The sequence below is a fragment of the Desulfomonilia bacterium genome (genome assembly GCA_036567785.1).
GTDB lineage: Bacteria > Desulfobacterota > Desulfomonilia > UBA1062 > UBA1062 > DATCTV01.
In genome coordinates, this window is the sequence record DATCTV010000023.1 from 38,083 (window position 1) to 59,793 (window position 21,711).

The following is a 21,711-nucleotide window of genomic DNA, read 5'->3' on the forward strand; positions in this document are numbered from 1 at the left end:
TGTTTTCAAACTGACTGCAAAATTAATCACTTGATGATTTTTTGGCATCAGTGTTTTCCAGTTAAGAAAGTATTGGAGAAGGTTATATGGTCCAGAAGAAAATGAGGCCTTCAAGGCTGCGTTTTGAGTCCGGCAATTCGCTCAATGGAAAAGGCCATCTGTTGAGTTTGAACAGGATCATGACCGGGTTACTTATTATAGCTGTTTTTCTCGGCTGCTGCACGGAATCTGTCAATGCACAGAATACAATCCTGGCACAAACGCTCGACTTGAGCAAAGGCATGAATCTGTTCGAAGGCGGTTTGTTTAACAGGACAGGTTTTCAGGATGTTCTTAAAAGCACGGACATGCCGAGGTTCACTTTTAAACCTTCTGAACCTGCCCGGGATATACCGTTCGACACTGATGAACCCAGTTTTTTCAGTAAAATGTCCCTGTCTTCAATCGATTCTGAACCTGTGGAACCCATGGCGATGTACTCGAAGATTTCAAATCACTGGCGCAAGTGCTTTCTGTTCAGGACTGAAGATGCCGACCTAGCAAGGCTTCAGTCGCAAACAGGCCTTATGTTCGGAATGGGCCTTGTCGCCGCAGGGATTCTCTGGGCCATGCCGGAAAGTGTATCCAAATGGGACATGGAAGGTGTGACAGCCGGGACCATGCTTCAGAAATGGTGGGACAACGTATCAAGCGGGCCGGTATGGGACAATGACGAATGGTACCTCAATTATATTGCACACCCGTACGATGGGGGTGTTTATTACCAGATTGCGCGAAACTCGGGATACTCTCAGTGGGACAGCTTTGTTTACACCGCTCTGATGTCCACCTTTTTCTGGGAATACGGCTTTGAGGCATTTGCCGAGGTACCCTCGATACAGGACCTCATAGTTACACCTGTCGGGGGATGGTTATATGGAGAGTGGGCATATAGGACGGAAAACACAATTAAATCCAACGATTACAGGATACTGGGTAGCAAGTGGCTGGGATATACCTCTGTGTTCCTGCTTGACCCTGTCAACTGCATCGCCAAGGGTATTAACAGTGTGGCAGGCCATGAGTGGATCATTACCGGTTCCTTCGCATTTATCGGGCCGTCTTATGCAGACAGTCCGAACGTCATAGGCCCGGTATCCATAAACCCTCAGATGCGAATGTCCTTTCATCGTGACTTCTAGCAATACCGGTCCGGCAACACCATTGGGGTATGGTATTATTTCAGCACTTGTATCCGGTAATTCATCCTGAAAGGGAACTGATCCTGTTTGTCCGGGAAATAATAACGTCAGCAGGTCTCATCTGTCTGTTCCGGCAAAAGGTTTGAGATCTATTTTCGCCCACGGTTCATCGGGGTGATAATAACCGTAAAGGCATTCCATGGTGAGATTTGTATTGTCAAATATGTCGTGATGGCCTCCAACCTGGCCGTCAACTTTGTAATAGCCGTTCCACGGATCGCTTTGTCCGGTGTTCCTGTTCGGGTTCATGAAATCGATCAGGTTTTTTGCGGTATCATAGTCTATATGTCCGTAAACGCCATCAGCGGTGAGCCTGCCCAGGAGATCGTCATAGCGCTCAACACTTTTCGATGTCTTCTTTTCCGCCCCTGCCATGAAAAGCATAAGCGGGGTAAGTGTTGTAAAGGCCATGTTGGGGATTATGTAATGGTTTGTGGCCACTACAAGGTCATCGATGTTTTCTTTCTGCCCGTCGAAATTCTGAACACCTTCAAATGATTCAGGGTAAACCCAGTTCTGATCACGTACCATCACACCGTCTTCGGCTTTCGGCAGCTTTTCGAGCTTCCTGATCAAGCCTGCATAGAGCAGCTTTTCCAAGGGTTTGAAAAGATCCGGGGCATAGGTGAACTCGTTGCCGTCAATATCTTCCTTCATGCCTGTCTCACAAACTATCCCGTTTGTGTATTTCGTACTCCTGTTTCCGTCGGCAAGGACATATAGCCATGATACGCCCCTGTTGAGCTTTTTCATACGGCTGACTGCGTCATCCAGGCTTGCACTGTTCTGGATAATATCCCTTACGACCAGCAGGCAGCCTGTCCCCGGGGTCGCCCTTGTTGCGGCGCCGAAAACCACGTCAACACCCATGGAAACGCCTTCGGCGTTAAGACCGGTCGTAAGACCTACAAATCCGGGCGCGGCGAGCGTTACGAACGGCAAGCCGTCATCAGGGAGGTAAACGGCCATCAGGGCGAGTTTGTGATAATATCCGCCTGTCGGAAACATGAAATCGCGGCCGTGATACACATTGCCTCCCACTGTCGCTTTGCCTGATACAACAAAACCGTTGCATCCCATGGCGCTCAGATTTGCCTTTGGAAAAAATACCCTGCCGTCCTCGATTTTCACAAGGCCTGCCGATTCACTGTTCTTTAAAATAACGTTAGCCTCATTAAGCGCAGGTACTATGCCTGAAAGTATGATTGAGTAAAGTGCATCGATACCCTCATTTACGAGCAGCACATCCTCATATTTGACTTTGAAACCGCCGTCTGTAGCACCTGCCGCCATTCCTTTCATTTCCTCAAGAAGGTATGAGGGTATGGACCTGTCCTTAACCGCACCTTCGCACAATGCATTGGCTGTCTTGAAAATGAGGTCAAAGAGTCCGGGGGCCGATTCCTTGCTGAATCCGATAAAATCGGCAACCATGTTAAAAGGATATTCCGTTGTCATTCTGTATGTTGCTTCCGGCATGAGTCTGCCAAACTGATAGCCCATGTTGAATGCGCTGCCTTTCAGGACGACACACTTTTTGCCGGCCTTGTTCTCTGCAAGATAGCCGGTGTCATCCCCTGTCGTCACCGAATCGATGATCTTGTAGCCCTGAGCGTCGAGTACCGATTGATAATCAATCACGGAAGAAGAAAGGGAACTGGCCGAACCGCCGTTATCGCCGCTGTCGGATGAGGAACAGCCTGCCGCACAAAGAATCAATATAACCGCGATAGCCAGAAAAATACGTGTCTGCATGATGACCTCCTAAAACAATTCATGTAAATTCTAATAAGTTTGTATGACTTTAAAGCAAGAGGCCTAATTTTTTTTATAAAAATCAGAAATAATTCCGAACAGTATTACCAAATAAAATTAAGTAATCCAGGAGGTACATATGCATACCATTGCAATGGGGGCGGTTGACTATATACTGCTTGTTGTATATTTCCTCTTTGTCCTGGGAATCGGCTGGATGCTCAAGCGTAACATGAAATCAAGCGAGGATTTCTTCCTTTCGGGCCGTTCCATTCCTGCGTGGATAACGGGTATCGCATTCCTTTCCGCCAACCTGGGCGCCCAGGAACTTCTCGGCATGGCTGCCTCAGGCGCAAAATACGGGATCATGACCAGCCATTTCTACTGGGTTGGCGCCATTCCTGCCATGGTATTCGTCGGGATATTCATGATGCCTTTCTATTACGGGTCAAAGGCTCGGTCGGTCCCTGAATACCTGAAGCTGAGATACGACGAGAAGACCCGGGGGTTTAATGCTTTCAGCTTCGCCATCATGACGCTGTTTTCGTCCGGAATATCCATGTATGCGCTGGCCTCACTTTTCGAGCTGCTGCTCGGCTGGAACTTCAATATGAGCATATTCGTCTCAGCGATAATAGTCCTTGCCTATATATTCCTGGGCGGGCTCACTTCTGCAATATACAACGAAGTGCTTCAGTTTTTCCTCATAGTGCTGGGCTTTCTGCCGCTTGTCTTTCTTGGACTCATTGATGTAGGCGGCTGGAGCGGGCTCGTGGCTAAGCTAAATGGCGTTGCAACCGCCAACGGCTTTGCGCCCGGCACATGGACAAACTCATGGAGCCATATGCAATCGGCATCCGCGAACCCCATGGGTGTGGAATGGTTCGGCATGGTCATGGGGCTGGGTTTTGTCCTTTCATTCGGGTACTGGTGCACCGACTTCCTTGTTATACAGAGGGCGATGGCTGCAAACTCCATGACTGCCGCACGCAAGACGCCCATCATAGCAGCATTTCCCAAGATGCTTTATCCGGCACTTGTCATCCTTCCGGGCATGATAGCGATTTCGCTTCAATATACCCTGCCCGGAGGTTTTCTGCCCAAGGCGCTGGACGGGTCTCTCAACTACAACATGACGATACCGGTAATGCTGGCGCACTACTTTCCCACTGGACTTCTCGGCCTGGGCATGACCGCGCTCATCGCATCATTCATGTCGGGCATGGCGGGTAATGTCACTGCCTTCAATACGGTGTTCACATACGACATATATCAGAGCTATATCCGCCCGGGGAAGCCTGATACGCACTATCTCAATGTTGGCAGGGCCACCACGGTAGTAGGCATTGCTCTGAGCATCGGAACCGCATACCTTGCCACGCGATTCAACAACATCATGGACATGCTGCAGCTCGTGTTCGCATTCGTGAACGCGCCCTTGTTCGCGACATTCATGCTGGGCATGTTCTGGAAGAGGACGACAGGCCATGGCGCATTTTTCGGCCTCCTGACGGGAACCCTTGCCGCTGCAATTCATCACGGGCTCACGCTTCCTGCGGACGCTCTCAGGGCAGGTATTCACGGAGGATGGCTGGGTGTGATCGCGCACCATTACCCGAGCGAGATGGCGCAGAACTTCTGGACCGCCATTTATGCATGGACCACCTGTTTTGTCGTGACAGGGATAATATCGCTACTTACGACGAGAAAGAAATCGGACGATGAGCTGAAGGGGCTTGTATATTCACTTACAGGCCGCGTGGTTGAGGAAGGCATACCCTGGTACAGAAGGCCCGCGCTGCTGGGAATAATCGTACTCGGCTGTGCAGTGGCCCTCAATATAATCTTCTGGTGATGGAGGCTTGCCATGATGGATATTAGAACACCTATCGGTCTGATGTTTTTGATAATGGGGCTTATACTTGTGGCATGGGGTTTTATCTCTAACCCCGAGATTTATTTCCGCTCGCTCGACATAAACGTGAACCTCCTGTGGGGCTTCGTACTGGTCGCATTCGGTGCGGTAATGTCCGGCATGGCCTGGAAGGCTTCGAAAAAGAAGGAGTAGCCCATGCGGTTTATCGAGCTTGCCCCTGTAGATTACATCCTGCTCTGCACCTATTTCGCGTTCGTCCTGGGTATAGGTTGGATGCTCAAGAGGAACATGAAGACGAGTGAAGACTTCTTCCTCTCGGGACGCTCCATACCGGCCTGGATTACGGGACTTGCCTTCATATCTGCCAATCTGGGCGCGCAGGAGCTTCTGGGCATGGCCGCATCCGGCGCAAAATACGGCCTCATGACGAGCCAGTTCTACTGGGTGGGCGCGATACCGGCCATGGTGTTCATGGGCGTGTTCATGATGCCCTTCTACTACGGCTCGAAGGTGAGGTCGGTACCGGAATACCTCAAGATGAGGTTCGACGAGAAGACGAGGGGCTTCAATGCGATATCATTCGCGTTCATGACCATATTCTCATCCGGGATATCCATGTATGCCCTGTCCGTTCTTCTCGAACTGCTGCTCGGCTGGAATTTTCACTTCAGCATCATTGTCTCCGGTCTCTTCGTGCTTGCATACATATTCCTGGGCGGGTTGACATCCGCCATCTACAACGAGGTCCTGCAGTTCTTTCTCATAGTGCTGGGATTCCTGCCGCTTGTCGTAATCGGCCTGATCGATATAGGCGGCTGGCACGGGCTTGTGGAGAGGCTGAATACCGTAAGCCTGCTGCACGGATTCGCCCCTGGAACATGGTCTGAGTCGTGGAGACCCATGGCCTCGTCCGAGAACAACCCCATGGGCGTCGAGTGGTTCGGCATGGTGTTCGGGCTGGGATTCGTGCTTTCTTTCGGATACTGGTGCACGGACTTTCTCGTCGTGCAGAGGGCGCTTGCCGCCAACTCAATGAATGCTGCCAGAAGGACGCCACTCATTGCTGCATTTCCCAAGATGCTCTTTCCCTTCATAGTCATATTGCCGGGTATGATTGCTATAGCGCTTCACTATACTGCCGGTATGCACAGGTTCATTCCCACGCATGAAGCTGTGGCGATCGGGAAGAACTTTCTGCCGGTGCTCGAGGACGGCACGCTCAACTACAACATGGTTATCCCTGTTATGATAGGCCACTATTTCCCGCCCGGACTTCTGGGCCTAGGTCTTACAGCTCTGATGGCCTCATTCATGTCGGGCATGGCCGGCAATGTCACAGCCTTCAACACCGTCTGGACCTATGATATCTACCAGAGCTATATAAATCCCGGGAAATCTGACAGGCACTATTTCCTTATGGGCAGGGCCGCGACCGTAGCAGGTATACTGCTGAGCGTCGTCGCAGCATATGTGGCGGCGAGCTTCAACAACATAAACGACATGCTCCAGCTCGTCTGCGCATTCGTAAATGCCCCTCTCTTTGCTACATTCATGCTGGGCATGTTCTGGAAGAGGACGACGGGTCACGGTGCCTTTTTCGGACTGCTGTCGGGCACGCTGGCCGCTGCCGTAAACCACGGACTGTCTCTGCCCATGGGCTCGCATCCAGGCATAAAGGGCGGCTGGCTCGGGACTGTCGTTACAAAATACCACAGCGAGATGGCCCAGAATTTCTGGACCGCGATCTATGCATTCCTTGTCTGCATGAGTGTGACGATAATAATCTCGCTTCTCACCAAGCGAAGAAAAACCGATGAAGACCTCAAGGGGCTCGTATATTCGCTTACCGAGAAGGTCAAGGAGACCGGGATTGCCTGGTACAACAGGCCCGCTGTGCTGGCTGTGATAGTGCTTATTTGCGCAGTGGCGCTTAATATCATCTTCTGGTAAATTACATGGCATCATAACTTTGCATCTCTGCGTCGCTCCTCATTTCGTCGTTGCGGCATACGTTTAAGTATGCCTCACTCCTCGATTTCGTCACTCCTTGACCTGCTTTGTTCTGATGCCATGTATCTATAAGGCGCTATAACTTCCATACCGTTGTCGTATTATAAAAAAAGTATTTAAGCTGATAAGCTGTTGAGCTGTTAAGTAAAACCCCAGTTACAAATCTGTCTCGTTCTTGATTCATGTACACAAAAAGATTGATAATCAGCCATTTATTTAGTTATAATAAAGTATTGTTTTAGAATTAACATGAGGAGGAATACATGGAAATCAGAAAGATATTCATCATGCTGTTGTTTTGTATTGTCTTGCTTTTGCCTGTTTCTAGCGTTCACGCCGCACAATATCCTATAAAGGTGACACAGCACTGGATAACCACGTATGACGGCTACAAGCTGGACTGTGATGTTTATGCACCCAAGAGCGGCAGCAATCTTCCTGTAATAATCTTTTCGCCAAGCTGGGGGCTGCCCAAGATAGAATATCTTTTCCCGTCAAGAAAGATGGCAGGTGAAGGCTATATCGCGGTTTCATATTCGGCAAGGGGATGGTTCAATTCCACCGGAAAGATAAATGTCGGTGAGGAAAACGACATGCGCGATATCTCGACCATCATTGATTTCGTGCTCAAAAATTATCCTGCCGATGCACGTAATATAGGGGTAGCCGGTATATCAATGGGCGCCTGCCGGTCGCTTCAGATCGGTATATATGACAGCCGGGTAAAGGCTGTCGCTTCCCTCAGTGGTACTGCCGTCATGCGTGACGCCCTGTACCATCAGGATACACCAAACAAGTCCTGGTCTTCGACACAGACCGGAGGAGATACGAACATGATCGGAGACAGGGTCATCGACCTGGAGCAGGGACGTAATGTCGATGACATATTGAAATGGCTTGATGACATCTCACCTTTCAGACTTATCGACGACTATGCCAGGACAAACGGCAGGCTCAGTGTCTACATTTCCAACTATTATGCGGACCCGCTCTTTTCCCCTAACAGCGTCATGGATTTCTATTCGCTCCTTGATATACCGGACAAGATATTGGATCTGAACGACGGAATGCATGCATTCCCTGTCGGGTACGGATGCCTGTCGCTGCCCGAGGTCACATGGGATACGGTTTACAAGTGGTTCGACTATTATCTCAAGGGTATTGACAGGGGCATTTCGGACAGGCTCGCAAGAACACCGGTAAGCTTCGGACTCAAGGACGAAAAGACAAGGCTCTATTTTGCATCGTGGCCCACTGATCAGATTAAATACAGAAATTATTACCTTAACCTCGATGGTATCAAAAGCCTTTCGACAGGCAGGGGCAGCCTGGACAGTTCACCTCAGTTCTCCCTGCTTTTTACTCAGATAAAAAGCGGTGAAGGTTCCAAGGCGTCTCTGGGGCCTGATGATACAGTCTCACAGATGCTCAATGTGGATACAAAGATCAATATTTTCAAGCTCGACAAAGATTATGCGATGACCCATATCTCTGACGCAGCTGCTGACGAGACCATAATTGCAGGAATTCCGCTGCTGGATATCTCGGTTACGCCGTCGCGTAAAGACGCCCAGGTGATTGCATACCTGTACGACGTCAATATGTTCGGACAGGGCGAACTTATAAGCCACAGCGCATGGACACTCTGGAACGTGCAGCCTTGTGTAAAGAAAAGGCTTTCCTTTGAATTTCAGGCGATTGCCTTCAGGCTCAAGAAAGGTCACAGGCTGGCGGTTGTCTTCGATACCTATGATAAACGCTGCGGATTCCCTGACAGACCGGATTACAGGGTGAGTTTCAATTACTGTGACAAGCCGGTGCTCAGGATTCCGGTTACTTCGGTAAAGCCTCTTTGAGCTGAAGTGTCTATACGATTTTCAGAACATGGCGCAAAGGTTTTGAAACCTTGCGCCATGTTATCTTTATACCTGTATCTGCATCCCTGCTGAAATGAGCCCCCTGATGCCGGCCACGATGTTCTCGACCGACAGCGCCGCAAGGATGAGCCCCATTATCCGGCTCAATATGTCGGTCCCGTCGCGCTTTAAAAGCCTGATTATGGGTTCGGACAGCCTCAGGCACAGCCATGTGACGGTCAGCATGACTATGACCAGGAAACCTGTCGCCATAAGGTCGGGTATGCTGTTTCTGTTGCTGTCGGAAAGCACCATGACCGCCATTATGGACGCCGGACCCGCTATCATGGGCATGGCGAGAGGGAAAATGGCCATGTCGCCTTCTGTTCCGCCGTCTTCTTTCCCCCATCCGGTGTGCGTATCGTAGAGCACCATCCTCAGTGCAATTATAAAAAGTATTATGCCGCCTGCAATCTTGAACGAATCCATGCCGATTCCCAGCGAGTTGAGTAGTATCTGTCCGAGCACCATGAAGCCTAGAAGGAGAACTCCGCTTACTAGCACCGCCTTTACCGAGATACGCATCCTCTGTTTGTCGTCGAGCCTTCCTGCCAGGGCCAGGAAAACCGGGATAAGCCCCACAGGGTCTATTACCACGAACAAGGTTATGAACTGCTGCAAAAGAGTCTGTCTCATAAAAAATCCTTTCGGTACGTTAAACCTTTAAGTTGACGGATAAATACACTGTTCCTATATTATACCCATGCACGAACCCGAACAACTGGTAATAAGACCGCCCAGTGAAGCGCGGAGCCTTCTAGTCAGGCTTACGCGAGGCTGCAACTGGAACAGATGCCTCTTCTGCGGCATATATGATCTGTTCGGAACGCCATATTCGACACGGACTGCTGAAGAGGTCAAGCTCGATATAGACGCGCTTGCAAAAAGACATTCAGACCGGTTCAAGACCGCCTTCCTGGGAGACGCCAATCCGCTCGACATGCCTGCCGGAGACCTTGTTGACATACTTAGACATCTGAAGATGAGGTTTCCCAATCTTGAGAGGGTTACCGCCTATGGCAGGGCCTCAAGCATCTGGAAAAAAACCGACGAGGAACTTAATGCAATAAGGGCGGCAGGGCTCGACAGGCTGCACATAGGAATGGAAAGCGGCTCGGATGATGTCCTCAAACTGCAGAAGAAGGGAACGAGTTCGAAGCAGCTGATCGAGGCGGGCCGGCGCGCCAGGGCGGCCGGTTTCGAGGTGAGTTTCTACCTGCTGCTGGGGTTGGGCGGTCAGGCTCTGAGCAGAGAACATATTGACGGTTCGGTCAGGGTGATCAACGAGGCTGGGCCCGATTTCGTGAGGGTGCGCAGACTCTGGGTTCATCCCGCATCGCGCCTGAACGCTCTGATCGAGTCGGGTGAATTCAAAGAGCAGACGCCGGAGGGAACTGTTGTCGAGTTAAGGGAAATTCTTTCCGGACTTGCCTGCAGCGGCACCTATTTCACATGCGATCATGCAAACAATTATATCCAGGTACATGGCGAGCTTATGAAGGACAAACCTGCCATGATGGGTGTTATTGAAAATTTTCTCAGACTGCCGGAAGCTCAAAGAAAACGGCATTACGAGAGCATGCCTTCAGTGATCTGAAGACTTTACAGAACAGTTAATCCGCAGTTCTTTACAGCACTATCCAGGGTTTATGACAGAAAACATTTAGATATGCTGAATATCCTGCTTATATTTCCGGCTCAAAGGATGAGCATGTCGATACCGCCTGTCACCGGGATTACCGCTCCTGTGATGTAGGAAGCGGCATCCGAGGCCAGGAAGGCAACAACTTGTGCAACTTCCTCAGGTCGACCCATACGTTTTAATGCGGTTTTTTTCTCGATCCGTTCCTTCATCCGGGCGTCATAGAGTTGAACCGCCTCTGTGGCTATAAAGCCTGGACAGACTGTATTGACCGTAATCCCATGCCGACCTGCCTCAATTGCCAGCGACTTGCTCAAACCTATAAGCCCTGACTTGGTAGCTCCATAGGACGGCTGAAGTGAAGCCCCCATGAGCGCGGCAACTGAAGAGATGTTGATTATACGGCCCCAGCTTTTCTTTACCATGCCCGACCAGACCGCCTTGCAGCAATTATACGCACCGGTGAGGTTGACATTGAGGTCCCGCTGCCAGCGCGCAGGCTGCTGCTCTTCGAATTTGCCCAGATTGTCCATGACCGCGGCATTGTTGACTAGTATGTCCACTGTCCCAATCTCTTCTGCGACAGTTTCCATAACCCGCCGTACTTCGTCATAGTCTGAAACATCCATTTTAAAGGCGCGGCTCCTTGAGCCCATGTCCTGGATCTGTTTCGCCCCGGAAAGGGTATTGACATCGCCTGACTTTGCAAAGTGTCCTGCGAGCATACTGTATCCGCTAAGTCTTTCAGGGTCATTCTCCTCGTTCTCCAGGAGGATGTCAGTCAGAACCACATCTGCACCGGCCCGGCCCAGTGACAGTGCTATGGCATGGCCAAGCCCCCTCGATGCGCCGGTCACCAGAGCCACCCTTCCTCTCAAATCCATCTGCATAATTTCCTTCCTATCAATACCGGCCCCACTTCTGGGCAGCCTCGTACAGTGCGCGGACATTCTCCTTTTTAGCATTGGCGGGCAGCGAGCATCCGGACGAAAGGATGAACCCGCCGCCTTTGCCGACTTCTTCGATCAGTCTTCGACAATAGTCCATGACCTCTTCCTTTGAACCAAGTACCAGAAGTTCCGCAGGGACATCGCCCATAATGCACATATGCCTGCCGAGCATCTCCTTCGCTTTGAATATATCGGATTTACCGTCCAGTTCAAGGATGCATTTCCGCGCTGGGAAACGCAGGAAAAGCTCGAAGAACCTGGTCCAGTTCGTATCGCAGTGCAGGACCGGGGTGATGTCTGCAGCAACAAACCTGTTTACTGTGTATTCCAGGTCGGGCAGCACCAGCTCTTCAAAATTACGGCGTGATATGAAATCCGGTGATGCACGTGACATGCCTATGAAGACACGGGGGACTCCCGTGAAGCGTGCTGACATGATCGCCATATCCGCCATGCCCTTTGCCCATACCCTGCCTGCTGCGAGGATGTCATCCTTGCGTTTGAAGGTATCGGCGCTCATGGCAGTGATCCCGCGGCCAAGGGAAAAGTATTCGTAAACTACCCCGGGGTGGATAAAGCCGACCGCCGCCTCCATGCCCCTGGCCCGAACCATCCTGACATGTTTCCGGTATTCAAGCAGGGTCCTCACTAGAGGCATAAAACCCCGCAATCCCTTCCATGCTGGGTTCAGCCTTCCCATGACCTCCATCAGAAAAGGAACGGTTCCTTTGTGCGCAAGGAGTGAATAATCGTCAGGGGTAAGGAACTCTGTCTCTTCAAATTGATGAACCGCGTTTTCCGGAAGATCCCGGCCGGGGATCTTTATCTTTGCTGCCACACCCATCTGCAGCAGGACGGCATTGGCTGTATCGGCCAGAAATGTCATGTCCCATGGCCCCAGTTCTGTAGCGGTTTTGATAATCGCCGTGATGCGTTTATCCCCTTGAGTCATTATTTCGGCATTTGTATAGCCTGAATAGGTCGCGGCATAATGGTCCAATAAGGGGGCCACAGGTACCCGGTCAGGTTTCTGAAGTGCCAGAACCGCATCAATACGCTGCCTCGCATTCATTGGTATACCATCCTGGCGATATCAACAGCTGCCGTAGCGTCCCTTCCCCAGAAGTCGGCGCCCAGGTGCTGCCGTACGCTCTCATCTGTCACACTTCCGCCGATCATTATCTTCACCTTATTACGCATATCAGCCTTCGTAAATGCGGCAATGGTTTCCTGTGCCGCATCAAAAGCTGTCGTCAGCAACATGCTCATCCCAAGAAGTTCAGCCCCGGATTCTTTCACGGCATCCACAAAACGCTGAGGAGATACATCAACACCTACATCAACCACCCTGAAGCCAGAGCACTCCAGCAGAGATGCGACAATGTTCTTGCCGAGGTCATGGATGTCTCCCTGAACAGTGCCAATGACGACCACGGCACTGTCATTATTTACCGATGAGATTTTGCAGAATGGTTGCAGGATGGCCATGGCTTTCTTGAATATCTCCCCGGAATAGATCAGTTCTGTCAGAAAGTATTCCTCCAGCCGAAAAAGTTCACCGACCCTGGTCATACCGTCTGAAAGCCCGGTGATAATATCTTCAGCCGCAATCCCTGCATCGAGTGACCTCCGTATAATTATCTCCACCTTGTCTTCATTCAAGTCTGACAAAGCCATGCCCAGTTCACTCAGATTGGAATAAGCCATTCAACTTCCTCCATTTTCATGTAAATCTATTTGAATCGATCCAATGCCTGAGAAAAAAATCTAATAGTAAAAGTCCGGTGCCAGATCATATCGGCCCGGTATCCTGTGGTCGTGGCTGCCCACTATCTCCAGACCGGGTTCTGAGCACATGAGTCTGTATACCTGTTCGATGCTGGCACCTGCTTCAGGGCCTTCACTCACCAGCGAGGCCATAATTTTTGATTTGGGGATCCTCTGTTCCAGCCCCTCTGGAAAATAGAAGGTGTCGGCGCTGAAAAAGAACCGCCTGCCGGACGGCAAGGTGAGATACATGCCCATGAGGCCCGGGCTGTGGCCGGGCAGATCCACCAGCACCATGGAGCCGTCGTTGAAGAGGTCGCATGATGCAGGAAAGTTTTTAAAAGGTTTGTGTGAATCGGTTTCGATTAATTCAATATCCAGGCCTGCCCCGCAGAACTGCTCCTTTATGAAGGCGTTCTTGAACAGAGAGGCCCCCGAGAGGTTGGAGGCAAAATCCCACTCTCTGCGGCCAACATAAAAGTGGGCATCTGGAAAATCGCGCATACCGCCGGCATGGTCCCAGTGCAGGTGCGAGATGATCACGTGTTTTACATCTGAAGGCTTAAACCCGAGCTGCGGCAGTTGATTCACCAGAGCGTCGAGCCGCGGATTAAACTGTGTTCGCATCACACAGCGAAGGAAAAAGAAGTTGCCCCAATAGATAGGAGGCCGCATCTCGGCTTCGATTCGCGTTCCTATCCCGGTATCGAAGAGCACCAGGTCATTATCACGCTCGATAAGAACGCTGAGGATTGGGAACTGGATATTCTTAAGACCCGCGCCCTGCACGAAAAGACCTTTGACCACACTTCCGAAACCTGTAGCGAGAAAATATATCTTCATTGTTTCACCTCAATGGAATACGGCCCCGCCGCAGACGTTGACGGTCTGACCGGTGATACCCTGCGCATCATTCGAGGCCAGGAACACCGCCATGGCTGCAATCTCATTCACTTCAAGGAACCGGTTCTGAAGACACTTGGACTTTGCAATGGCAATCACCTGTTCCTTGGGCATGTGGTACTGATCGGCTATCTGTTCCAAAGCCCCTTCCGGCCCCAGAACCAGATCAGTGGCAACTATGCCGGGACAGATCGCATTGACGGTTATCTGCGGGTATCCGGCCATGGCCACCTCATGGGCCGCAGTCCTAGTAATTCCCAGTATCGCATGCTTGGCTGCGGTATAGGAGCTGTTCTGAGGGCTGGCCTGCTTTGCCTGAATGGAGGCCATGTTGATTATCCTTCCCCATCCCTGCTCCATGATCCTTGGGAGAAAGGCTTTTGTGCAGTTATAATTGCCGAAGAGGTGCACCTCGATAGTTCTGCGCCAATCCTGATCGCCGGCCTCCCAGATATTGGCTCGATGGCCCTCGACGCCGGCATTGTTAACGAGGATGTGAACCTTGCCGAATTTCTGTATGGTCTGCGCAACACATTTATTCACTTCCTGAGGATTCGTGACATCCATCTTAACCGCAAGGGCATGTCCGCCTTTTCTAGTAATCTCTCCAGCCACGATGCCGGCGGATTTATCATCAATATCCGCTACCACGACAGAGGCCCCTTCATCCGCAAAGGCAAGGCATATGGCCCGTCCGATGCCGTTTCCACCGCCGGTAATAACTGCCACTTTATCTTTTAGTCTCATTCAACCCCTCTCTCATCCGGCCATGCCAGCTGGTAAGAAACTAGAATTCCTTCGTCACCAGCTTATCCAGCAGTGCATCCGGCAAAAACCTGACCAGCCTGTGCAGCACCGGATTGTTGCTCACCAGATAGCGGGTCTTGGGATTCGGCATGGTCAAGGCCATGTAAACAGCCTCGGCCACCACATCTGGATCCACACCATGCGCCTTGGCTTCGGACGTCTCATGCTCGATCTTGCGTCTGTTGACCTCGTAAAAGATCGTATCCCTGTATTGTTCAAACCTTCCCTCTGAATCCTTATCCCATAATGGCGTGTTGATCAGGGCCGGTTCCATCACGATCACCTTGATATCAAACGGCATGAGTTCCCTCCGCAGCGCATCCGACCATCCTTCGATGGCATGTTTGGATGATGCGTAAGGACCGGAAAAAGGCGTAGCAACATACCCGGCAACGCTTGACATATTGACAATCCTCCCACGTGATTTCAGAAGAAATGGGAAGAGAGCCTTTGTGATTCTCTGCGTCCCGAATACGTTTACCGAGAATTGTTTCTCAAATCTCTCCATGGGAAGCACCATCAGGGGCCCCGGGCTGAAGATTCCAGCATTATTTATCAGGGCGAAAAGGCCGGTTGCCTTTGCACCGATAAAGTCAAATGCATTGCAGACATCGGCATCATCGGTGATATCGAGTTTGAAGGTCTCAATGCCGTTTATCCGGTTCAGGTCATCCAATTCTCCCAGCGCCATATCTGTTGCATACACTCCAAAACCCTTCTGGACGAGCAAGAGCGCCGTTGCCCTGCCTATACCCGAAGCCGCTCCGGTAACCAGTACCCATTGTTTTCGTTCATTGTAATTCCCCGATATCTCGAATATCCTGGATTTTTTGTTTATCATCGAGCAAACCCAGTATCTTTTTCAGCTCAGTACCGTCTTCCCTCCATACACGGCAGGAATTGACAACAGAATCTGCAAAGTACCTTCTCATCTGAGGGGTTTCTGCAAGCGCCTTCAGATTCGACTCGTTTTCCGCCATGATGCAATACATGCCCTGTATTGCGGACGGCCCCATCGCCTCCACAAGTTCCCGAAGATGGGAACAGCTCTGGACCCCTCCCAGAAGAGATTTTACTTTTTTTGTGAACCCTTTGGATATCCGCACGCCCTTAATTACGGAAAGGCTGTCATTAAGACCTGAGCACTCCTGCCTGGGAACCTTCACGAGTTCCACCTCGACATCTTCAATCATCATGCAGGCTGCATCGACAAGCAACCTCACAATCATGTCATGAAACTCACCGGCAGGTTTTTTCTCCCCGGTCAGGAGGAAATTTTCCCTGAACCGCTTATCCACCAGCCTGCCCTCAACTACTGCCTTGCCTGGACCAGCCTTGTATGTCGCTACCGTAATCGTCCTTTTGTTGGCTTTTTCATCAACCATCTTCATAAGCCTGCTCATGGTATGGCTCCTTATGGCCGGAATGGAATGTTAAAGCAGCCTGTACAAGTACCAGGCGTTCTCCGGGAATATCTGATCTTCATGACTTCCGCTCAATCCCGGATCCTTGAAAACGCCGGTATGCTCCTGATGAAATTCCTGCAAGCAAGTAAACCATCAGCCTCCAGGTAGCTGAATCAACCCGCGGGTATGTCAATAACCATATAATCCCTTCCAAGAGTAAGGTTTCCCCGATAAAAATCCTTCATTCCCCTGACAAAATTTCTGCGCGCCAGAAAACCATCGGCCTCCGGTGTGATGTGGGTGAGCGCCAGGTGTTTGACTCCCAGGTTTTGCGCTGTCTTTGCCAGCTCCAGCGTGTCCGTGTGATATTCCAGGATTCGCTCGGCCTGATTGGCTTCGCTGTCCCTTCCACAAGACCGCATGATGGCTGCGGCCTTCCTGATAATGGTGCTGTTTACTGCCTCATGCACTACGAGGTCAGCGTCTTTCATTGCCGGCAGATAAGAGGGAACAATCCTGGTATCACCGCTGATAAAGACCTTTCTGCCGCGAAAGGTTATAAGGTATCCCACTGCATTTTCCACCGGCTGATGGTCGACACGCCATGCATCTATGTGCACATCATCTTTGTCGTACACGGCGGTTGAATCGGCACCCTCGGGGATCTCTACTTTGATCGCCAGTGACGGAGCGAGTTCAGGGTGCGGCACGAAATGGGCGGCCCGGTACTTCACATCCAGCCGGTACACATCTGCCAGTCCGTTGACGATTTCATCCACACCCTCGGGTCCGTACACGCTCAGCCGTTCATCTCTGCCCTCGTTCCAGCTGTTGTAAATGACCCCGCCGAGCCCGAAATAGTGATCGGAGTGCCAGTGGGTGATGAACACGTTCGTGACATTCCGTATGGGAACACCGCTTCCCTGGATGGCTTTAATGGCGTTTTCCCCTGTATCGAAGACAAAGACCTTGCCCTGAATCACAACGAGGGTGCACGGCTGGTTGCTCTTAGTATTCGGCTGAGGGGAACCAGTTCCTGCAAGTATTATCCGTATTACCCCAGCATCATTCAAAGCGTCGCTCCTGTTGTGATTGGCCAGCCTGTGCTCGATCAATCTGTCCTGCATGTAATCCTGCAGGCCTGAGCACGAGGATATCAACATTGCAAATATTGACAGAACAGCAACCGGAATCCCGTTCAGGCATTTCAGTCTTTCTGCTGAATAACGGTTATTTCCCATCATATTCGCCCCCATTGCCTGTTCTGGTTTCACTCATGACGGCATGCCGAATTCAAAATGCCGCATCCAGTCAGCACCCCGGTAAGCAAGCTGATCTGATTGATTCCTGCCGGGCATCGTGCAATTAAGTTTTGATCCTCCGCTTTGTTGTGTCGATACCAAGGAGCCGGCCGAGGTTGCCGCCGAAGATTTTGGCCTTATCCTCGTCAGTGATTGGCTGATAACCATACTGAGTTTGCAGGTCCTCGGGTATCTGGAAATCAATGAACCCCTTGACGGCGCCCCGGATCTGCACAGCATAACCTGCGTAGTCGGTGCCCCATGTGATCTTGTCAGGGCCGACCCACCTCATGGCCTCGCCCAGCAGTTTGCCGAATTTGCGCGGCGCCGATAAAGACCAGGGTATCAGCAGGCTCAGGCAGATATAAACATTGGGGTGCTGCATGGCGATCATGTTGAGGTCGTCGCTGTATGGGTAGCCCATGTGGAAGGCATTGATCTTGAGTTCCGGGAAATCCCGCGCCACATCGTCGAGCTGCACCGGCAGGGCATATTTGCTCTTGCCCGGCGGCACCCAGCAGAATCCGGTATGGATATCGAGCACTATCCCGAGTTCCTGCGCCTTTTCATAGAACGGCCATATCTCGGGGTCGTTCATGTAGGTGTCTTCCGGCGGATAGAACTTGAAGATTTTGGCCCCTCGTTCCTTGACCCAGTAGGTCATTTCCTTGATGGTATTCTGCACACCCTTGAACTTGATGGGCGAAACATTGGGCTGATACATGAAACGCTCAGGATTCGTCTCCACGATTTTAGCCATCTGGCCATTTGTAACCCAGCGTGTCGTGTAGTTGGTAGAGTCCATCATGGACTCTGGCAGAAGACATGCGATGTCCACGCCATACCTGTCCATTGCCCAGATGATGTTATCCGGACTGGGATCTTTTAGCATCTCTCGCTCTTCCATGCCCTCAGCCATCGGTGCTAGCAATTCCCATGGCGCACCGGTCAAGAGAGGACGCTTGATATTGTCGATTGCCCGCCACCACATCTGCACCCCCGGGAAATAATTCACATGCTCCATGTCGCCGACAAGGTGGCATTCCGGGTCTATCTTGAAATAATTGTCCTTGGATACTTTTGCTGCCATGGTCTTCCTCCTTTTGTTTACCTGGGCGTACGGCCTTGAAGCTGCCGCCAGCTCTTTTCGATATAACCCAGTTCATTTTTCCACCAGGGCCTATCAAGTGACGGCATTGGCGCCATCATCATGCCCTCTGGGATAATGGACTCATGTTTCTGCCACGGCCCGATCCTGTATTCATCCATGACGTATTCCCGTCCGAGGTTAGGGTTGTTTGGACAGGCCGGCGTAGTTCCGGCCAGACAGCGCATGAGGCATGTATTGCAGCGCGAGCATCGGACGATCTCCTTGGGTTTCCCTGCAGCGAGCTTGTTGGGATATTCAGGGTCGCAGAAAAGCTGTCTTCCGAGCGCCTGTATGTCATATTTGCCATCGGCGATGTTCTTGTCGATCTTGACCGGATCATGCTGTGAGGCCACGATAACCGGTATCTTGAGCGCCTTCTTGAAGGCCTCACCATGCTCCGGTATATGCCTGGAGCGGTCCATGTCGGTGATGAGGTGCCCGCTTTCCTCATAGCCGGCGCCGTCTGACAGGCTTATATAATCCAGACCCCTGGCCTCCAGGTCTTTAGCCACATCAATCATTTCCTCTTCGGTGAGCCCGCCCTGCATGTGCTCTTCCGCGCTGATGCGGCATCCGACCGCAACGCCCGGGCAGGCAAAACGTATCTGCTCGGCGATTTCCAGCAGGAAGCGCTTACGATTGCGCCACTCCCCGCCGTACAGGTCAGTGCGCTTATTGGAAAGCGGGGATAGAAACTCATGCTCGAGATAACCGTGCGGGGCATGGATCTCAATCACATCGAAACCGGCAATCACGGCCAGCTGGCAGCTCTGTGCGAATTCTTTCTGCTCGCTGCGTATCTCCTCTATGGTCATCTCGCGTGTCATTTGCCCTGTCATGAAGTAGCGTGAATATTCAATGACGGCATACAGATCCGCGCAGTGGTTAGGTGATTTTTCGGCTGCTATCTCGTAGGGCAGCCCTGCGGTGGGGGCGGGTGCAAGTTTATGATGATCATAGGAATGTCCCTGCCGGCCGAAACCGATGGTCATCTGGATGGCGGCCTTTGACCCGAAATAATGGATCCTCTCGGATAACATTCCCAATCCCTGCAGATGTCCGGGGTGAAAGAGGTACAGGTTGCGGCCCCACACGAATTCCGAGGCCAGGCGCGTTCCCATGACAGCCCCTGTACTCACGAGACCTGCTCCGCCCTTGGCCCTTGCAGCGAAATAGGCCAGCATCTGTTCCGTTGCTTCACCGTTGACCCCGGACATGGTTTCGTTCATAGGCGCCAGGGCAATCCTGTTTTTCAATTCGACCGGTCCAATTTTTATCTTTGATAATACGTGTGCAAACTCCTTTCTGTCAGACATTTATATCCCTCCCATTTTTTAATAGTGAAATCCGACATTTCCGCCCTGCATGAATCAAAAAGGAACAGATAACATCGTTTTATATATGATCAATTGACCTTCCGCGCTCTGCCCTGCCAGAAGCTTTCCTTTATCTTCTTTTTCTCGATTTTCCCCACGATGGTCTTGGGGATGGAATCCCAGAATGCAACAGCCTTGGGGCATTTGTAGCCTGCAAGCCTTGTCTTGCAGTGCTCGATAATGTCCTCTTCAGTGGCCTTCATCCCGGGCTTGAGAACAACCACGGCCTGCACTATCTCACCCCATTTGGGATCGGGTGCGGACACCACGGTACATTCGCTGACAGCCTGATGCTGATAGATGATATCCTCGACCTCCTTGGGATATACGTTTTCGCCGCCGGAGATGATCATGTCGGCCTTGCGGTCTGTCATGTAGACATAGCCCTCCTTGTCCATGAACCCCATATCACCCATATGCAGCCAGCCGCCGCGCAAGACCTCGGCCGTAAGCCTGGGATTCTTCCAGTAGCCCAGCATGACATGCTTGCCCTTTACGCATATCTCGCCGATTTCACCGGTCGGAACGGGATTGTCGTTCTCATCCATGATTTTGACGCGTGAACAGGGGGCTTCCTTTCCTGCACTGGTAAGGTATCTGGTTTTGGGCCCCTCCAGGTGGTGGTCATCCCAGCTCAACATGGTCACCGGCGCACCTGCGGTTTCGGTGGAACCATAACCCTGAGCGAATATATTGCCGAATTTTTTGATGCAGCGTACAAGAATCTCGGTAGGAAACGGGCTGCCGGCATAAGAGAGGATGCGCAGACTGGAAAGATCATATTTCTCGACATTGGGATAGTCCACAATCCATCCGTAGATGGTGGGCACCAGATTCATGTGCGTGCACTTCTCATCCTGGATGAGCTGAAAGATCATATCGAGATTGGGCCTTCGGTTGATGCAGACCTTGCCGCACACAACCATTATTGCCAGAATAGGCCACCAGGAGACATGGAAAATAGGGAGCACATAGCAGGTGGAGTCATCACGGTTCAGATTCATGCTCAGGGCGGCCATGATTCCTGAGAGCACGCAGTTGCGGTGTGAGAGCATTACACCTTTGGGCAGGCCTGTTGTGCCGCCGGTGTACATCAGGATGGCAAGATCATCCTCCTGTACGTCATATTCATCGAGATCGGGTTCGGCATTAGAAGCCTCTTTCAGAAGGCTGTCATAATCGAGGAATCCGTCAGTCGGGTTGTCGAAGCTGATCCATGTCTTGATATTGCCAAGCTTCGGCTTTAGCCCACACACCTTTTCCTCATATCCGTCTCCCGCAATCAGGAGGGTCGCCTCGCTGTCATTTATAATATAGATGATTTCATCATCACCCAGACGAGTATTCAGAGGGGTCACGCTCATTCCCAGCTTGGCGGCTGCAAAATAGGCCTCGAGATATTTTGAGCAGTTGTCGGCCATCACTGTGATTCGGCCGCCCTTCCTGCAGCCAAGCACGACAAGTGCATTAGCTAATCGGTTTATGCGATTGTTGAATTCTTTGTATGTCCATCGTAAGCCTTCAAACACGACCGCTACTCGCTCGGGATAATTGATAGCCGAGGTGCGCGGAATATCTCCAAGTGTATACATATTTCAACCTCCTTAAGTT

Annotated in this window: 19 protein-coding genes; 6 read left to right on the top strand and 13 right to left on the bottom strand. The window is 51.3% G+C overall.

The features are described 5' to 3' along the window. Positions 1-86 precede the first annotated feature (86 nt). Complete coding sequence (locus tag VIS94_04850) at positions 87-1,181, top strand: DUF3943 domain-containing protein (GenBank protein HEY9160396.1); 1,095 nt, start codon at positions 87-89, stop codon at positions 1,179-1,181. Positions 1,182-1,298: 117 nt separating this feature from the next. Here VIS94_04850 and VIS94_04855 read toward each other — a convergent pair whose 3' ends face one another. Continuing rightward, a complete protein-coding gene (locus tag VIS94_04855) occupies positions 1,299-2,996 on the bottom strand; it encodes a C45 family autoproteolytic acyltransferase/hydrolase (GenBank protein HEY9160397.1) in 1,698 nt (565 codons plus the stop codon). Positions 2,997-3,135: 139 nt separating this feature from the next. Between VIS94_04855 and VIS94_04860 the strand changes: the two genes are divergently transcribed. The 4 genes from VIS94_04860 (at position 3,136) to VIS94_04875 (ending at position 8,738) form a co-directional block, all read left to right on the top strand. Continuing rightward, a complete protein-coding gene (locus tag VIS94_04860) occupies positions 3,136-4,851 on the top strand; it encodes a sodium:solute symporter family protein (protein HEY9160398.1) in 1,716 nt (571 codons plus the stop codon). A gap of 12 nt (positions 4,852-4,863) precedes the next feature. Further along, entirely contained in the window at positions 4,864-5,064 is a 201-nt protein-coding gene (locus VIS94_04865) for a hypothetical protein (GenBank protein HEY9160399.1), read from the top strand. A gap of 3 nt (positions 5,065-5,067) precedes the next feature. Continuing rightward, on the top strand, positions 5,068-6,822 hold the full coding sequence (locus VIS94_04870; protein HEY9160400.1) for a sodium:solute symporter family protein: 1,755 nt from the start codon (positions 5,068-5,070) through the stop codon (positions 6,820-6,822). A 323-nt stretch (positions 6,823-7,145) separates the two neighbouring features. Next, a complete protein-coding gene (locus VIS94_04875) occupies positions 7,146-8,738 on the top strand; it encodes a CocE/NonD family hydrolase (GenBank protein ID HEY9160401.1) in 1,593 nt (530 codons plus the stop codon). A 66-nt stretch (positions 8,739-8,804) separates the two neighbouring features. Here VIS94_04875 and VIS94_04880 read toward each other — a convergent pair whose 3' ends face one another. Further along, positions 8,805-9,434 (bottom strand): MarC family protein, encoded by a 630-nt coding sequence (locus tag VIS94_04880; protein ID HEY9160402.1) that lies wholly within the window; start codon positions 9,432-9,434, stop codon positions 8,805-8,807. A gap of 67 nt (positions 9,435-9,501) precedes the next feature. On the opposite strand from VIS94_04880, the gene VIS94_04885 reads away from it, so the two are divergent. Beyond that, entirely contained in the window at positions 9,502-10,395 is an 894-nt protein-coding gene (locus VIS94_04885) for a radical SAM protein (protein HEY9160403.1), read from the top strand. A gap of 101 nt (positions 10,396-10,496) precedes the next feature. Here VIS94_04885 and VIS94_04890 read toward each other — a convergent pair whose 3' ends face one another. From VIS94_04890 to VIS94_04940, 11 genes are all read right to left on the bottom strand, one after another. Then, entirely contained in the window at positions 10,497-11,330 is an 834-nt protein-coding gene (locus VIS94_04890) for an SDR family NAD(P)-dependent oxidoreductase (protein ID HEY9160404.1), read from the bottom strand. A gap of 13 nt (positions 11,331-11,343) precedes the next feature. Then, entirely contained in the window at positions 11,344-12,462 is a 1,119-nt protein-coding gene (locus tag VIS94_04895) for a uroporphyrinogen decarboxylase family protein (protein ID HEY9160405.1), read from the bottom strand. Next, positions 12,459-13,097, bottom strand: a complete 639-nt coding sequence (locus VIS94_04900; GenBank protein HEY9160406.1) for a cobalamin-dependent protein — start codon at positions 13,095-13,097, stop codon at positions 12,459-12,461. Before VIS94_04900 ends, VIS94_04895 begins: the two co-directional genes overlap by 4 nt. A 60-nt stretch (positions 13,098-13,157) precedes the next feature. Next, positions 13,158-14,000, bottom strand: a complete 843-nt coding sequence (locus VIS94_04905; GenBank protein ID HEY9160407.1) for an MBL fold metallo-hydrolase — start codon at positions 13,998-14,000, stop codon at positions 13,158-13,160. 9 nt (positions 14,001-14,009) lie between these two features. Continuing rightward, positions 14,010-14,807 (bottom strand): SDR family oxidoreductase, encoded by a 798-nt coding sequence (locus VIS94_04910; protein HEY9160408.1) that lies wholly within the window; start codon positions 14,805-14,807, stop codon positions 14,010-14,012. A 40-nt stretch (positions 14,808-14,847) separates the two neighbouring features. Then, positions 14,848-15,708, bottom strand: a complete 861-nt coding sequence (locus tag VIS94_04915) for an SDR family oxidoreductase (GenBank protein ID HEY9160409.1) — start codon at positions 15,706-15,708, stop codon at positions 14,848-14,850. Beyond that, positions 15,659-16,270: a DUF2889 domain-containing protein gene (locus VIS94_04920; GenBank protein ID HEY9160410.1), complete on the bottom strand. Its 612-nt coding sequence runs from the start codon at positions 16,268-16,270 to the stop codon at positions 15,659-15,661. Before VIS94_04920 ends, VIS94_04915 begins: the two co-directional genes overlap by 50 nt. Positions 16,271-16,446: 176 nt before the next feature. Next, positions 16,447-17,517 carry an MBL fold metallo-hydrolase gene (locus VIS94_04925; GenBank protein HEY9160411.1) on the bottom strand — a complete coding sequence of 357 codons (1,071 nt, stop codon included), beginning with the start codon at positions 17,515-17,517 and terminating at the stop codon, positions 16,447-16,449. A gap of 121 nt (positions 17,518-17,638) precedes the next feature. After that, entirely contained in the window at positions 17,639-18,664 is a 1,026-nt protein-coding gene (locus tag VIS94_04930; GenBank protein HEY9160412.1) for an amidohydrolase family protein, read from the bottom strand. A 17-nt stretch (positions 18,665-18,681) separates the two neighbouring features. Next, complete coding sequence (locus VIS94_04935; GenBank protein ID HEY9160413.1) at positions 18,682-20,040, bottom strand: NADH:flavin oxidoreductase; 1,359 nt, start codon at positions 20,038-20,040, stop codon at positions 18,682-18,684. 89 nt (positions 20,041-20,129) lie between these two features. Next, a complete protein-coding gene (locus VIS94_04940) occupies positions 20,130-21,692 on the bottom strand; it encodes a long-chain-fatty-acid--CoA ligase (GenBank protein ID HEY9160414.1) in 1,563 nt (520 codons plus the stop codon). Between the last annotated feature and the right edge of the window lie 19 nt (positions 21,693-21,711).